General features: G+C 68.6%; 15 protein-coding genes and 1 tRNA gene. 14 read left to right on the top strand and 2 right to left on the bottom strand.

Annotated elements, in window-relative coordinates; translation table 11 throughout:
• Together LK533_RS14755 and LK533_RS14750 are read left to right on the top strand one after the other, a co-directional pair.
• Complete coding sequence (locus LK533_RS14755; RefSeq protein WP_229363843.1) at positions 1–777, top strand: VOC family protein; 777 nt, start codon at positions 1–3, stop codon at positions 775–777.
• Entirely contained in the window at positions 774–1,262 is a 489-nt protein-coding gene (locus tag LK533_RS14750) for a VOC family protein (protein WP_229363842.1), read from the top strand. The genes LK533_RS14755 and LK533_RS14750 overlap by 4 nt, the downstream gene beginning before the upstream one ends.
• A 9-nt stretch (positions 1,263–1,271) precedes the next feature.
• Here the strand turns inward: LK533_RS14750 and LK533_RS14745 are convergent, their stop codons facing one another.
• The gene (locus LK533_RS14745; protein WP_229363841.1) at positions 1,272–1,877 is read right to left on the bottom strand and encodes a J domain-containing protein; all 606 of its coding nucleotides are present in this window, start codon (positions 1,875–1,877) and stop codon (positions 1,272–1,274) included.
• Positions 1,878–1,888: 11 nt separating this feature from the next.
• Here LK533_RS14745 and LK533_RS14740 point away from each other — a divergent pair, with 11 nt between their 5' ends.
• The 12 genes from LK533_RS14740 to LK533_RS14685 all read left to right on the top strand — a co-directional run bounded on the left by LK533_RS14740 (position 1,889) and on the right by LK533_RS14685 (position 11,216).
• Positions 1,889–2,197, top strand: a complete 309-nt coding sequence (locus LK533_RS14740) for a BolA family protein (RefSeq protein ID WP_229363840.1) — start codon at positions 1,889–1,891, stop codon at positions 2,195–2,197.
• Between the two features lie 5 nt (positions 2,198–2,202).
• Positions 2,203–2,910: a glutathione S-transferase gene (locus tag LK533_RS14735; RefSeq protein ID WP_229363839.1), complete on the top strand. Its 708-nt coding sequence runs from the start codon at positions 2,203–2,205 to the stop codon at positions 2,908–2,910.
• A 78-nt stretch (positions 2,911–2,988) separates the two neighbouring features.
• Positions 2,989–3,651 carry an ATP phosphoribosyltransferase gene (gene hisG / locus LK533_RS14730; RefSeq protein ID WP_229363838.1) on the top strand — a complete coding sequence of 221 codons (663 nt, stop codon included), beginning with the start codon at positions 2,989–2,991 and terminating at the stop codon, positions 3,649–3,651.
• Positions 3,645–4,931: a histidinol dehydrogenase gene (hisD, locus tag LK533_RS14725; protein ID WP_229363837.1), complete on the top strand. Its 1,287-nt coding sequence runs from the start codon at positions 3,645–3,647 to the stop codon at positions 4,929–4,931. Before hisG ends, hisD begins: the two co-directional genes overlap by 7 nt.
• A gap of 41 nt (positions 4,932–4,972) precedes the next feature.
• Entirely contained in the window at positions 4,973–5,488 is a 516-nt protein-coding gene (nusB, locus tag LK533_RS14720; RefSeq protein WP_229363836.1) for a transcription antitermination factor NusB, read from the top strand.
• A gap of 31 nt (positions 5,489–5,519) precedes the next feature.
• Positions 5,520–6,437 carry a thiamine-phosphate kinase gene (thiL, locus tag LK533_RS14715; protein ID WP_229363835.1) on the top strand — a complete coding sequence of 306 codons (918 nt, stop codon included), beginning with the start codon at positions 5,520–5,522 and terminating at the stop codon, positions 6,435–6,437.
• 390 nt (positions 6,438–6,827) lie between these two features.
• Entirely contained in the window at positions 6,828–8,990 is a 2,163-nt protein-coding gene (locus LK533_RS14710; protein WP_229363834.1) for a sodium-translocating pyrophosphatase, read from the top strand.
• A 157-nt stretch (positions 8,991–9,147) separates the two neighbouring features.
• Positions 9,148–9,366, top strand: coding sequence for a translation initiation factor IF-1 (gene infA, locus LK533_RS14705; protein ID WP_003049127.1), 219 nt, complete (start codon positions 9,148–9,150; stop codon positions 9,364–9,366).
• Between the two features lie 10 nt (positions 9,367–9,376).
• Entirely contained in the window at positions 9,377–9,946 is a 570-nt protein-coding gene (locus tag LK533_RS14700; protein ID WP_229363833.1) for a Maf family protein, read from the top strand.
• Between the two features lie 4 nt (positions 9,947–9,950).
• Positions 9,951–10,931 carry a ribonuclease gene (locus LK533_RS14695; RefSeq protein WP_229363832.1) on the top strand — a complete coding sequence of 327 codons (981 nt, stop codon included), beginning with the start codon at positions 9,951–9,953 and terminating at the stop codon, positions 10,929–10,931.
• Entirely contained in the window at positions 10,909–11,109 is a 201-nt protein-coding gene (locus LK533_RS14690; RefSeq protein WP_229363831.1) for a DNA gyrase inhibitor YacG, read from the top strand. Before LK533_RS14695 ends, LK533_RS14690 begins: the two co-directional genes overlap by 23 nt.
• Before the next feature lie 31 nt (positions 11,110–11,140).
• Positions 11,141–11,216, top strand: a tRNA-Phe gene (locus LK533_RS14685).
• A gap of 1,294 nt (positions 11,217–12,510) precedes the next feature.
• Here LK533_RS14685 and LK533_RS14680 read toward each other — a convergent pair.
• Positions 12,511–15,225, bottom strand: coding sequence for a TonB-dependent receptor (locus LK533_RS14680; RefSeq protein ID WP_229363830.1), 2,715 nt, complete (start codon positions 15,223–15,225; stop codon positions 12,511–12,513).
• Positions 15,226–15,261 lie beyond the last annotated feature (36 nt).

Here is a 15,261-nt window from a genome sequence, read left to right as displayed (position 1 = left end):
ATGCGCAATCCGCACGGCTTTCCGATCTGGTACGAACTGCTCACTCCCGATCCCGACGGCGCGCGCGGCTTCTACGAAGCGGTGATCGGCTGGACCGTGGGCGCGCCCATGTCCGATGCGATGGACTATCGCCTGATCGACACCGGCGAGGGCGAGGTCGGCGGCATCGCCCGGCTGACGCCCGAGATGCCCGGCGCGAAGCCCGGCTGGCTGTTCTACATCGGGGTGGACGACGTCGATGCGGCGGTCACCAGGATCGAGCAGGCCGGCGGCGCCGTCCACGAGCCCCCGCAGACGATCGCGGGCGTCGGCGGTCTCGCCCTGGTCGTCGACCCGCAGGGCATCCCCTTCTACGTGATGCGCGGCGAAATGGACGAGGCGAGCCATGCCTGGCAGGCGAACGGGCCCGGCAAGTGCGGCTGGAACGAGCTGACCACGCCCGACCAGGCCCGCGCCCTTGCCTTTTATGCCGAGGTGTTCGGCTGGGCCTATCCCGATCGCATGCCGATGGGCGACATGGGCGACTATGTCTTCGTCGAGGCGGGCGGCGAGACGATCGGCGCGATCATGCAGCGCCCCGCCGATGCCCCGCCCGGCGGGTGGCAATTCTACTTCCGTGCCGCCGAAATCGACGCGGCCGCTGCCGCAGTGGTGGCGTCCGGCGGCACCGTCGACATGGGCCCGATGGACGTGCCCGGCGACGAGCGCATCATCGTCGCCACCGATCCCCATGGTGCCCAGTTCGGCGTCGTCGCCGGGGCCAGGGCTACGCCATGAGCACCCCGGCCAAGGTCGTCGCCTGCCTCTGGTACGACGGCTGCGCGGAGGAGGCCGCCCGCTTCTACGTCGACAGCTTCGACGACAGCCGCATCACCGACATCCACCGTGCCACCACCGACTGGCCGGCAGGCAAGGCGGGCGACGTGCTGACGGTCGACTTCACCATCGCCGGCAACGCCTTTCTCGCGCTCAACGGCGGGCCAGGCGTGGCCTTCACCGACGCGATCTCCTTCCAGCTGATGACCGAGGATCAGGCCCAGACCGATCGCTATTGGGCCGCCATCACCCAGGCCGGCGGCACGGAGATCGCCTGCAGCTGGTGCCGCGACCGCTGGGGCGTCCGCTGGCAGATCGTCCCGCGTGCCCTGGTCGACGGGCTGGCCGATCCCGACCCGGCCGCCGCCGCCCGCGTGATGCAGGCGATGATGGGCATGGTGAAGATCGACATCGCCGCGATCGAGGCGGCCCGACGCGGAGAATGACCGGCGCCGTCAGGCGAACGCCGCCGATCCCTTGAGCTGCTGATAGGCGGCGATGACCTTTTGCAGCGCATCCTCATGGCTGCGGTCGCCGCCGTTACGATCCGGATGGTAGCGCCGCACCAGCTCGCTGTACCGCTTGCGCAGCGCTGTGCGGTCGGCGTCCACCTCCAGGTCCATGACCTTGAGCGCCGAACGGTCGCCGGGCGTCAGCGGCCGCCCGTCCTTGCGCTCTGCACGGACGTTCGCCCGGAACTTCGCCCCGATCGCATCCAGCGGATCGGCGAAGTCGGCCCAGCGCGGCCCATGGTCGCCCCCGGCTCGCGCAAAGGCACGCGTTTCCCGCTCCCAGCCGGCAAGCGGCCGCTGGGCGTCGTGGATCTCCTCGGCGGTCATGCCCGCGAAATAATTATAGCCGGCATTGAATGCACGGACATGGTCCAGGCAGAACCAGCGATAGCCGCTCGGCCGATCGCCACCCTGCGGCGCACCCTCCAGCGGGGGTGCGCGGAACTCGCCCGCTTCGCCGCAGCCCGGCGCCTCGCAGGAGCGTCCACTTTCCACTCGACCATGGAACCGCGTGTTCGGCCGGTCCTTCCCAATCTTCTCGCGCGCCACGCGACTCCCTCATGCAAACCAACTATATAGGCGCGATGCAGACCATCGCTACCGGCCCCATCGCCTCTGAAATCACCGCCCGTCTCACCGAGGCGCTCGACCCCACGCACCTGGAGGTCATCAACGACAGCGGCCGCCATGCCGGCCACAGCGGCGACAATGGCACCGGCGAATCGCACTTCACCGTTGTCATCGAAAGCCGGGCCTTTGAAGGCCGCTCGCGCGTTCAGCGCCAGCGGCTGGTGAACCAGGCCTTGGCCGACCTGCTCATTGAGCGCGTGCATGCGCTGGCAATCCGGGCCCGCGCGCCGGGAGAATAGCGCCGATGCAGTACAACCTCTGGTATTGGCCAGGCATCCAGGGTCGTGGCGAATTCGTTCGCCTGGCGCTGGAAGCGGCCGGCATCGAGTACTGCGACTGCGCGCGCGAACGCGGCGCCTGGGCGCTGGTCGAGGACATGGCGCGCTATACCCAGCGCCCGCCCTTCGCCCCGCCCTATCTCGAACTCGGCGGCTTCGTGATCGCCCAGACGACCAACATCCTGCTTTATCTGGGCGAGCGCCACGATCTGGCACCATCCCGGCTGGCGGACCGGCTGTGGCTCCATCAGCTCCAGCTCACCATCGCCGACATGGTGACGGAGGTGCACGCCGTCCACCACCCGATCTCCAGCGGCGCCTATTATGAGGAGCAAAAGGCGGAGGCGATGCGCGCGGCCGAGCAGTTCCGGCGCGATCGCATGCCCAAGTTCCTCGACCATTTCGAGACTGCGGCCAAGGCGAACCAGGGTGAATGGCTGATCGACCATCGCTGGACTCATGCCGACACGGCACTGTTCCAGATGGTAGAGGGCCTACGCTACATGTTCCCACAGCGCATGGCCGCGATCGAGCACGACTATCCGGAGCTGCTCAAGATCCACGGCCAGGTAAAGACGCTGCCGGGCATCGCCGCCTATCTGGCGAGCGACCGGCGCCTGCCGTTCAACGAAGACGGCATCTTTCGCCACTATCCGGAGCTCGACGGCGCGTGAGCGCGGCCATACCGGCTGGCTGCTACCGCGCACTGCACGTTGCGCCCGGCCGGTGCGCCAAGTAAAGCCGCGCCGCTCATGACCGATCCGCTCATCCTCGCCGTCCCCAAGGGGCGCATCCTCGAAGAGGCGCTGCCGCTGCTCGCGGCCGTCGGCATCGTGCCCGAGCCGGCCTTTTCCGACGAAGGCAGCCGCGCGCTGCGCTTCCGCACCAACACGCCGGCCGTGGACCTGATCCGCGTGCGCGCGTTCGACGTGGCGACCTTTGTCGCGCACGGCGCCGCCCAGCTCGGCATCGTCGGCTCGGACGTGCTCGCCGAATTCGAATATTCGGAGCTCTACGCGCCCGTCGACCTCGGCATCGGCCACTGCCGCATCTCGGTCGCCGAGCCTGCCGGCATGGCCGAGCACGACGATCCGCGCGGCTGGAGCCATGTCCGCGTCGCCACCAAATACCCGCACGTCACCCGCCGGCACTTCGCCGCCCGCGGCGTGCAGGCCGAGTGCGTGAAGCTCAACGGCGCGATGGAACTCGCCCCCGTGCTGGGCCTCGCCCCGCGCATCGTCGATCTCGTCTCCTCGGGCCGCACGCTCAAGGAAAACGGCCTGGTCGAGGTAGAGGTGATCGCCGAGGTCAGCTCGCGCCTCGTCGCCAACCGCGCCGCGTTCAAGACCCGGCCCGACGTGGTGCCGCTGGTGGACGCGTTCCGCCGTGCGGTGATGGAGAAGACCGCATGCTGAGGCTCGACTACACCGACCTGGATTTCGAGCGCGGCTTTGCCGAGCTGGTCGACGCCCGCCGCGAGGCCGATGCCGATGTCGCCCGCGACGTCCGCGCGATCCTGGCCGCCGTGCGCGACGAGGGCGATGCCGCCCTCGCCGCCTTCACCCGCCGCTTCGACCGCCACGATCCCGAGGAAACCGGCTGGCGCATCGAAAAGGCCGACTGCATCGCCGCGCTCGAGGGCCTGGCCCCCAACCTGCGCGAAGCGTTGCAGCTCGCCCATGACCGGATCGTCGCCTACCACTCCAAGCAGCGCCCCGCCGACAGCGACAGCGTCGACGACGCAGGCGTGCGCCTGGGCGCGCGTTGGCGCGCGGTTCAGGCAGCCGGCGTCTATGTGCCCGGCGGCCGCGCCGCTTACCCCTCTTCCGTGCTCATGAACGCCGTTCCCGCCAAGGTCGCGGGTGTCGAGCGGCTGGTGATGGTGACGCCGACCCCGGACGGCGTGGTCAACCCGCTCGTCCTCGCGGCCGCAGCACTTGCCGGCGTGGACGAGGTGTGGCGCATCGGCGGCGCGCAGGCGATCGCAGCCCTCGCCTATGGCACCGAACGCATCAAGCCGGTCGACGTCGTCACCGGCCCCGGCAACGCCTGGGTCGCGGAGGCCAAGCGCCAGCTCTACGGCGTCGTCGGCATCGACATGGTCGCCGGTCCCTCCGAGATCGTCGTGGTCGCGGACGGCGCCAACGATCCCGAATGGATCGCCGCCGACCTGCTCAGCCAGGCCGAGCACGACCCCACCAGCCAGTCGATCCTGTTCACCGACGACGGCCTGTTCGCCGACGCGGTGGCAGATGCCGTCGATCGCCAGATCGCGACCCTCGCCACCAAGGCGGTCGCCCGCGACAGCTGGGACGCCAACGGCGCGATCATCGTCGTCGAGCGCCTCGACCAGGCGATGCCGCTCGTCGATCGGCTCGCGCCCGAGCATCTCGAACTCGCCGTCGACAATCCCGAACCGCTGTTCGACCGCGTTCGCAACGCCGGCTCGGTGTTCCTGGGCCGCCACACGCCCGAGGCGGTTGGCGATTACGTCGCCGGCCCGAACCATGTGCTGCCCACCGGCCGCCGCGCGCGCTTCGCCTCCGGCCTGTCGGTGCTCGACTACATGAAGCGCACCAGCTTCCTGGGCTTGGATGCTGCGGCGCTTGGGCGTATCGGCCCTGCCGCCGTGACGCTCGCCGAGGCGGAGGGGCTTCCCGCCCACGCCCGCTCCGTCGCGATCCGCCTTTCCTGAACTTTCCCGCCGGCGCGCGCATTCTCCTTGCGCCCTGGCTAATGGACGACTTGACCATGAACACGCCCAACCCCCGCCCCCGTGCGCTCCGCCAGGCCCGCGCCGCCGCGCGCCTCGCCGCCGTCCAGGCGCTCTATCAGCAGGAGATGGAGGGCACGCCGATCCCGACGCTGCTGCACGAGTTCCACCAGCACCGGCTGGGTGCGACCATCGAGGGCGTGGAATATGCCGAGGCCGACATCGCCTTCTTCGACGACGTGGTGCGCGGCGTCGACGCCCGCCGCGAGGAGATCGACCGCGCCATCACCGCCAAGCTCTCCGCGGGCTGGTCGCTCGACCGCCTCGACAAGCCGATGCGCCAGATCCTGCGCGCCGGCACCTATGAGCTGATCGCCCGCGTCGACGTGCCCGCCGCAGCCGTCATCAGCGAGTATATCGACGTCGCCGACGCCTTCTACGACCGCCGCGAAAAGGGCTTCGTCAACGGCCTGCTCGATGGCGTCGCCAAGACCGTGCGCGGCGGCTCGACCACCCCCGCGGAAGCACCGGAGGCGTGACGCGCCGCCCCGTCCGGGGCACAACCGCCGCATGACCGAGGCCGAGTTCCTGGAGGCGCTGCGCGCGCTGCCGCTCCACCCCGCCGCCCGCGGGCTCACGGACGACGCGGCGGTGCTGCCCGCCGGGAACGTCCCCGCCACCGTCCTCACCAGCGACCTGCTGGTGGAGGGCGTGCATTTCCTGCCCGACGATCCGGCCGAAACCGTCGCCTGGAAGCTGCTGGCCACCAACCTCTCCGACTTGGCGGCCAAGGGTGCCACGCCGGTGGGTGTGCTGCTCGGCTACCCGCTCGGCGACGATGCCTGGGACCGCGCCTTTCTCGCCGGGCTCGCCACCGCGCTCGCCACGTTCGACTGCCCCCTGCTCGGCGGCGACACGGTGCGCCAGCCCGCCGGCAGCCCGCGCTTTCTGTCCCTAACCGCGATCGGCCATAGCGAGGCGACGCCTGCCCGCGACGGCGCGCGCGCGGGCGACACGCTGTGGGTCACCGGCACCATCGGCGACGCCGGTGCCGGCCTCGCCATCGCCCGTGGCGCGGAAGGACCGCCGACGCTGCTCGACCGCTACCGCCGCCCCACGCCGCGCCTCGGGGAAGGCCGCGCGCTGGCGCCGGTGGTCCACGCGATGATGGACGTCTCCGACGGCCTCCTCCTCGACGCCAGCCGCATGGCCGCCGCCAGCGGCCTCGGCGTCGCCATCGACCTGGCAGATGTGCCCCTGTCCGCCGACCTGATCCACCACAACGGCGATATCTCCGCCGCCCGCTTGGCGGCCGCGACCGCCGGCGACGATTACGAGCTGCTGTTCGCCCTCTCCCCTGGCACCGCCGCGCCGATACCGGCCACCCAGGTCGGACGCTTCCTCGCTGAACCCGGATTGACCCTCACCGACGGTGGCGCTCCCACACCGCTCCCCGCCCACCTCGGCTTCCAGCACCGCGGCAGCTAGAACCAGACCGTTCGTGCTGAGTAGGGGCTGAGCGTGTCGAAGCCCCGTATCGAAGCACCTCGCGCGGTCCTTCGATACGCCATTTCGACTTCCCTCAATGGCACCTCAGGGCGAAAGAGCATACTCAGCGTCGTCACCGCCCCGCCCGTGGTCAAACACCCCGTTCGTTTCGAGGAGCCGTCGAGCTTGTCGAGACGGCCTCTCGAGAAACCGGCCGCGGCTCTCTCGACACGGGCTCTCGGCAAGCTCGATCCCTGCTGGAGACAAACGGAAGGGCGCGGCAAACCCTGCCCAACCGGACTTGTGCTGCCGCCACAACGGCATATGCTCCGCCATATCGGTTAGACCCGACGCACGCACGCCGGGCCACCTTCTGGAGAGGAGGGGCGTATGACGATCGTCTATTTCGCCATGATCTGCGGCGTCATCGCCGTTCTCTACGGCGTGTTTACCGGAGCTCAGGTGCTGCGCGCCTCCCCGGGCGACGTTCGAATGCAGGCGGTCGCCGCCGCCATTCAGGAGGGCGCGGGCGCCTATCTCGGCCGCCAATATCGCGCGGTCGCCGTGGTCGGACTGGTCGTAGCCGTCCTGCTCGTGCCCACGCTCGGCTTCCTTTCCGCCGCCGGCTTCGTGCTCGGTGCGATCCTGTCGGGTGCGGCCGGCTATGTCGGCATGACCATTTCGGTGCGCGCCAACGTCCGCACCGCAGAGGCCGCGCGCCGCTCGCTCCAGGCCGGGCTCACGCTCGCCTTCCGCTCCGGCGCCATCACCGGCATGCTGGTGGCCGGCCTCGGCCTGCTCGCGATCGCCGGCCTCTTCTGGTACCTGGTCGCCGTAGCCGGCCACGCTCCCAACGACCGCGAAGTGGTCGAGGCGCTCACCGCGCTCGCGTTCGGCGCGTCGCTCATCTCGATCTTCGCCCGGCTTGGTGGCGGCATCTTCACCAAGGCCGCCGACGTCGGCGCCGACCTGGTCGGCAAGGTCGAAGCCGGCATCCCCGAGGACGATCCCCGCAACCCCGCCGTCATCGCCGACAACGTCGGCGACAATGTCGGCGACTGCGCGGGCATGGCCGCCGACCTGTTCGAAACCTATGTCGTGACCCTCGGCCTCACCATGGTGTCGATCGCGCTGCTGGTGCAGGCATCCTCGGCCGAGCTGCTCGGGCTGATGGCGCTGCCGCTGGTGGTGGGCGGCGCCTGCATCCTCGCCTCGATCGCCGGCACCTATATGGTCCGGCTCGGCCGCAGCGGCTCGATCATGGGCGCGCTCTACAAGGGGCTGTGGACCACCATCCTGCTCGCGGTGCCGCTGATCTATCTCTCCTGCCGCTGGGTGCTGGGCGATCTCCATGCGGTGATCGGCGGCGCCGGCTTCCTTGATCCTGCAAGCGACGCGCTCACCACCGAAGCGGCACTCGGCGCCGCGGCCACGCCCGGCACCCACTTCACGGGCATGGACCTGTTCGGCTGCATGCTGATCGGGCTCGCCGTCACCGCACTGCTGGTGTGGATCACCGAATATTACACCGGCACGCGCTATCGCCCGGTCCGCTCAATCGCACGTGCGTCCGCTACCGGCCACGGCACCAACGTCATCCAGGGGCTCGCCATCGGCCTCGAATCCACCGCGCTTCCCACGCTGGTGATCGTCGTCGCGGTGATCGCCGCCTATCAGCTCGCCGGCATCATCGGCGTCGCCTTTGCGGCGACCGCGCTGCTGGCACTCGCGGGCATGGTCGTGGCGCTCGACGCCTATGGCCCGGTCACCGACAACGCCGGCGGCATCGCCGAAATGGCCGGCCTCCCCGACGACGTCCGCCAGCGCACCGATGCCCTCGACGCGGTCGGCAACACGACGAAGGCGGTGACCAAGGGCTATGCCATCGGCTCCGCCGCCCTTGCCGCCCTCGTCCTGTTCGGCGCCTACACCACCGACCTCACCCGCTTCTTCCCCGATCTCGCGGTCGATTTCTCCCTCTCCAACCCGTACGTCATCGTCGGGCTGCTCCTGGGCGCCCTCCTCCCCTATTTGTTCGGCGCGTTCGGCATGACCGCCGTCGGCCGCGCCGCCGGATCGGTGGTGGAGGACGTCCGCCGCCAGTTCCGCGACGATCCCGGTATCATGGCGGGCACCAGCCGCCCCAACTATGCCCACACCGTCGACATCGTCACCCGCGCCGCGATCCGCGAGATGATCGTCCCCTCGCTGCTCCCCGTGCTCTCGCCGATCCTCGTCTACTTCGTCATCACCGCGGTCGCCGGCCAGGCGCAGGGCTTCGCAGCGCTCGGCGCAATGCTGCTGGGCGTCATCGTCTCCGGGCTGTTCGTCGCCATCTCCATGACCTCGGGCGGCGGCGCCTGGGACAATGCCAAGAAATACATCGAGGACGGCAACTATGGCGGCAAGGGGTCGGAGGCGCACATGGCCGCCGTCACCGGCGACACGGTCGGCGATCCCTACAAGGACACCGCCGGCCCGGCCGTGAACCCGATGATCAAGATCACCAACATCGTCGCCCTGCTGCTGCTCGCCGCCCTCGCCGGCACCTGATCGGGCCTTCAGCCCCGCCTTTCGTGGACTTTGGGCAACAGCCTCCCCATATCGGGCGCATCGGATGTGCGGCGGCCCGTGCCGGAACCGCGTCCGCCTTTCCTTTTCGCGGCGCCCGGAGTAAGGCACCGCGACTTTTCAGCCCTGCGAGGATTTTTTGGCAAAAGAAGAACTTCTGGAAATGCGCGGTCAGGTGGTGGAGCTTCTGCCCAACGCCATGTTCCGCGTCCGGCTTGAGAACGACCATGAGATCCTCGGCCACACCGCCGGCAAGATGCGCAAGAACCGCATCCGCGTGCTGGTCGGCGACGAGGTGCTCGTCGAGCTGACCCCGTACGACCTGACCAAGGGTCGCATCACCTACCGCTTCAAATAAGGCCCGAGCCATGCGGCTCGTGCTTGCCTCCACCTCTCCGCGCCGCCGCGAGTTGCTGGCGCGACTCGGCGTCGTGCCCGATCGCATCGCCGGCCCGGAACTCGACGAAACTCCGCGCCCCGGCGAACTGCCGCGCCCCTATGCGCTGCGGCTGGCCGAGGAAAAGGCGCGCGCCGTCGATCGCGCATCGGACGAGATCGTTGTCGCCGGGGACACCACCATCGGTGTCGGCCGCCGCATCCTCAACAAGCCCGCCGACGAGGCCGATCATCGCGCGATGCTCGGCCTCCTGTCCGGCCGCCGGCACCATTGCCTGTCCGCCGTCTGCGTGATCGGGCTCGACGGCAAGGCGCGCGTGCGCGTCACCGACACGGTGGTCGTCTTCAAGCGGCTCACCGACGACGAGATCACCTGGTATCTCCGCTCGGGCGAGGGTGAGGGCAAGGCCGGCGGCTATGCCATCCAGGGCCGCGCAGAAAGCTTCGTGCGCTTCCTGTCGGGCAGCCACTCCGGCGTCGTCGGCCTCCCGCTGTTCGACACCCGCGCGCTGCTGGAATCCAGCGGCTACCGCTTCGCCTGAACCCATGCGCTGGATCGTCGAGCGCGGGATCGGCGAGACCCGCGCCGCGCTCGTCGACGGCGACACCATCCTCGAAGCCTGCATCGAACCCGACGACACCGTACGCGCAGGCACGGTGCTCGCCGCCCGCCTCGCCAAGCGGCTGACGCAGCGCAACGAAGGCGTCATCGTGTGGGACGGCGGCGAGGCGATGCTCGCCCCCCTGCCCCGCGGCGTGCCCGAAGGCGCCAGCCTGCTGGTCGAGATCACCCGCCCACCGCTCCCCGAACCCGGCAAGCCCAAGCGCGCCCGCGCACGTCCTGCCGCTGAGGGCGCGACGCTGGGCGAGGGCCCCGACCTCCTCCAACGCCTCCCCGACGCCCAGCTGCTCGGCCGCTTCGACGCGGACCTGCTCGAGGACGCCGGCTGGTCCACGCTGCTGGAGGAAGCCGTCACCGGTCAGGTGACCTTCGCGACCGGCAACCTAACCCTCTCGCTCACCCCCGCGATGACGCTGATCGACGTCGACGGCGAACAGGCACCCGCCGCCCTCGCGGTCGCCGGTGCCGCCGCCGCCGCCCGCGCGGTCCGTCGCCTCGACATCGGCGGCTCGATCGGCATCGACCTGCCCGACGCCGGCGACAAGGCCGCGCGCCAGACTGCCGCCGCCGCCATCGACACCGCCTTGCCGCAGCCGTTTGAGCGCACTGCCGTCAACGGCTTCGGCTTCGTCCAGATCGTCCGCCGCCGCGCCCGAGTGTCGATCCCGGAGCTCTACGCCCACGACCCCGTCGCCGCCCACGCCCGCGCGCTGCTCCGCTTGGCGGAGCGCACCGGCGGCGCCGGCGAGCGCACGCTGACCGCCCACCCGGCGCTCGTCGCCCACCTCTCCGCCCGCCCCGCATGGCTGGGCGAGCTTGCAAGCCGCATCGGTGCGCCCGTTGCCTTGCGGGAGGACCCCGCCCTCGCCATATCCGCCGGCCATGTCCAAGCGCGCTTCCCGTGATGTCTGCGCGCTGTGCGGAGCCCCCGTGGCCGCGCAGCACGCCCCCTTCTGCAGCCAAGGCTGTCGCGACCGCGACCTGCTCAACTGGCTGGGCGAAGGCTATCGCCTGCCCGGCACTCAGGCCCCTGCCGAACAAATTTCGCATGGCGGGCTGGACAGCGACGAATCCGCCGACTAACAGGCGCGCTCTGTCCGGTTCAGGACGGAATGCCCGGGTAGCTCAGTTGGTAGAGCATGCGACTGAAAATCGCAGTGTCGGCGGTTCGACCCCGTCCCCGGGCACCACTTTCCACCGAACCTACTGTGGGCGCTATCTAGCCCTGCCTCTGGAGCAACCTTCTTCGCCCCTGGCGTGTTGGCGGCCTTGTTGAAGTGATCGTATTTCGCCCTGGGTGCGCCGGCGGCGCATCAACCGGGCCCCGAAGAGAGGTCCGCCGCCTTCCAGGGCGGTCCGTTCCCGATCGCAGCGAGATCGCTTCGGCGGATTAGACGATCTGCCTAGGCGCTTTCTCGCTGCTCGAGGGTGCGGGGAAATCGGGTGGCCTGTCGTCGGAACACCGAAGATCGCCATCAAGTGATACAACTTGTTCACTCTTCGAGTTTTGCACACCGAGCCATGGACAAGGATGATCGGTGTAAGGCGTGCCGCGACCTCGCGGAGGCACAATCCCGAGTCCAACCCTCCGTTCCCGATCTGCGCGACGCTTAGGTCGATCTCGACCAGCTGGTGCGGAGCGCCCCTTGGAACGTCCGCAACTCCTTGACGGAGATCGCCGAGCAGGAATTGGCGGATGCGTCCACGGACCATCTCCGGCGCATCCAGACAGGGACACTGGCGTGGCCCCACAAGGCGATGGGGCATCAGCGGGCCCTTCTGGCGCTGGCCATCCAGATCCGCGCCGTGGACGCCCTGCTTACGGCGCTTAACACGCGTCAGAGTCGGCCGCCGGCGCGGTCGGCTCGCCAGTGGCGCTGCAGCGACGGTCGGGCCTACGTGATCCCGTGCAGGCGGGAACGGGACTTCGGCAGCATCGCTGGAGACGCTCTGGGGTATGGATGCCGGGGCGCGCTCGCCCACCGGATCATTCCCGTGATGGTCTCAGGCATGCCGGTTAGGATCGTCCCGATCGGAACGCTCGAGTCCAAGGCGGCGACGGCGCCGCTTCGGCTTGGCCCAGCGCTCTTCCCCGCACTCACCCTCGACTCGCTACCCAGCGGGCACGACTTCCGCGCCGACAAGGTGGTGCACGAGGATGGCGGCGCCGTCATCGAAGCACAGGTGCACAAAACGCCGGCACATTTGTGCCTGCGAAATCGGCATCCACCGGGATCACAACGCTGCCCTAAACATCCTGCGCGCGGCCTCGCCACGCATGTGGCCGCTACGGCTGCCAGCGTGGCGAGGCTTGCTCAACGCCAGCGTTCGAGCTGCGCGTCCGCCCGAAGACGCAGCAACGGTTGCTCAGCGACCCGGCCCGTGGTCTCGGCTAGCAACGTAGTTCCCACCGTTGACCCAAATAACCTCTAGCTCGGCGAGGCGAGACGGATCGTTCCAGCGAGGCCAACCGGACCGCCTGCGTTAGAGGATGATCCGCGCCGTGAGCACGAAGCGGCGTTCCTGCTCCAGGAAGCTCGCCGGCATCTTCGCGCCGCTGTCGATCAAGATGTACTCCTTGCGCTGCGTATCCAGCAGGTTGTTGACGTTGAAGCCGAGCTGGACGCTGGGGAGGACAAAGGCATTCACCGATAAGTCGAGCTGGCCGTAGCCGCGGATGTAGCGCTCGGCACCGAACTGAGCCCCGACTGCGTCCGCACGCAGATAGGTGCTGCGCCAGGCATAGGCGAGCCGCGCGTCCAGACCCGCATGATCATAGTAGAGCACCGCGTTGGCGCTCTTCTTCGACAAGCCAGGCAGCGGGGTGGTGCGCGACGAGCCGTCGGCCGACCGCGTGGTCGCCTTGCTGGAGGCATAGGTGAAGTTGAGTATACCGCCGAAATAGCTCAGCTGCCCCGGGAGGAAGAAGAAGGGCGATTGAACGCCCGCCTCCACGCCGTGGATCGTCGCATTGTCGCCATTGGTGGGCTGGGTGAAGGCGACGATGCCTGAGGTGGGCTGGCCGGTCTCCTGATCAGGGAAGCTGGCCAGTTCCGACACGGTCGTCTGCGAGATCAGTGAGTTGATCTGCTTGGCGAAGCCGTTGATCGTCAGCAGCGCACCAGGATGGAAATACCATTCAAACCCGAGATCCTCCTGGTCCGCCAGGTACGGCCTGAGGTTCGGGTTGCCGCGGGTGCCGGTGCGCGGGCCGGAGTTGATCACCGTCGCCGGGCTCAACTGGTCCAGCGTCGGCCGCGTCATCGCACGCGAATAGGTCCCGCGGATCAGCATGTTGGGCGCGACTTCCCAGCGTGCGTTGAAGGCGGGGAGGAAATTCGTGTAGCGCGCCTGCACATTGCTAGGCGTCAGCTCGGTGCCGATCAGGCTCGAGCCCCTTGAGTCAGTATCGGTGACGATCGCACGCACACCCGCGTTGACCGACAACGATCCAAAATCGAAATTGCCTTGTAGGTAGCCGCCATAGGTCTGCTCGATCACTTCGAACGAGTTCAGGGTGTCACCCTGCGGATCGGTGGCGAACTGATCGGAGTTGAACGGATCGAGGCCCGGATAGATGGTGTCGATCAGCTTCTGGCGGTCGACCGACAGGATACGGTCGGGCGTTTCGGCGTTTCGCACGCTGAACTTCAGCGTGTCCGCGAACGATCCGAGACCGAGCGGATTGTCGCCGAGCAGTTCGGCACCGCGGTACAGGCCTACGTTGCGAGCCCGCTGGCGCGAGGTGCGATGGGTGTAGCGCGCACCGGCCTGGATGCTGGCGAGCCCAGGCACGTCGTCGAAGTCACGCGTGGCATCCACGCGGCCGACATATTCGCCAATCGTGTTCACCGCACGATTGAAGATGAAGACGTTGTAGCCGAACGCCTCGGGATTGGTGCTGAAGTCGGTCGCAGTGGACGAGAATTGCGGCACGTCGCCATCGACGCGATAGGTGACGTCGGCGCCGTAAGCGGCGAAGGAGAACAGGTTAAGCTCGTTGCTGGCGCGCTGGTGCGCGTAGCTGAAGCCCGGCGTGATGGTCAGGTGCTCGGCCGTCTGCCATTTGGCGCGCAGCGTTCCCTGATAGACCTCGTTCTCCTGCGGCTGATAGCTGTACCCCACGCGGTTTTGGATATTGCGGAACGTCGCCTGGGTGACCGCGCCGTTCTCGATCACGTAATCGACCGGCGCCTGGTTGCCGGGCGAACTGGTGCCGTCGGCGAAGAAGCTGGTGCCCTCGATCGGCGCGTCGGGGCGGTCGTCGATCTGCGTGCCACGACGGCGCGCGTAAAGGAAGTCGGTGGTCAGTTCGAGCGTCTCGGTCGGGCGAGCCTGGCCGGCCAGCGTGATGCCCAGGTTGTCGCGCTTCTGCTGGTAGCTGTAGAAGGCCGTCGTGCGCGGCGTGGCGGCATCGAGCAACACGGCTGGCGCAGTGGCGAGCACGTCCGCCGATGCGATGTTGCGGAACGCGACCCACGGACCGAAATCGACTTCGTTCGTACGGAAATCGGTCTTCGAATAGGCAACACCGAGGGTCAGGCCGTATCGGTCGTCCCAGTTTCGGCTGACAAGTCCGAAGAAGCGCGGCACTGGCTCCGCCTTCTGCCCGATCGTCACCCCGCCGGTGACCGTCGCGCGGAAGCCCTGGATGTCGAAGGGCTTGGGGGTTTCGATCTTGACCGTACCGGCAAGGCCGCCCTCCACCGTGCTGGCGGTAGGCGATTTCTCCACCTCGATCCGCGCGAACAGTTCGGGCGCGAGGACACTGAAGTCGAAGCCATTGAGGGCAGTGCCGCCATTGATCTCGCTGCGCGTGAATTGCGGCCCCAGGCCGCGCAGGTTGATCGTCTGCCCCTCGCCGGTGACCGAGCGGTCGATCGTGATGCCGGGCACGCGCTGCAGCGATTCGGCCAGGTTGTTGTCGGGGAACTTGCCGATGTCTTCGGCCGAGATCACGTCCACCACCGAGATCGCGCTTCGCTTGTCCGACAGCGACCGCTCGATGCCGGCGCGAAGGCCCGTGACGACGATATCCTCTCCGGGAGTCTCCGCAGGCGCGGTCTCGACACCCTCGACCGGCGCGTTGGCGCCCAATGTCTGTGCCTGCGCCGCCACAGGCGCCAGCATCATTGCCGAACCGACCATCAGGCGCGCACGCCACGCCGAACGACGCGTCGCAGGTCCACGAATGCTCATATTTCCCGCCCGGTTTTTCTTGTTGGATGGAAGCCG

The organism is Sphingomonas sp. PL-96, from assembly GCF_020707215.1.
Taxonomy (GTDB): Bacteria; Pseudomonadota; Alphaproteobacteria; order Sphingomonadales; family Sphingomonadaceae; genus Sphingomonas.
Note: the sequence above shows the minus strand (reverse complement) of the source record. Positions and strands in the feature narration are given on the sequence as shown.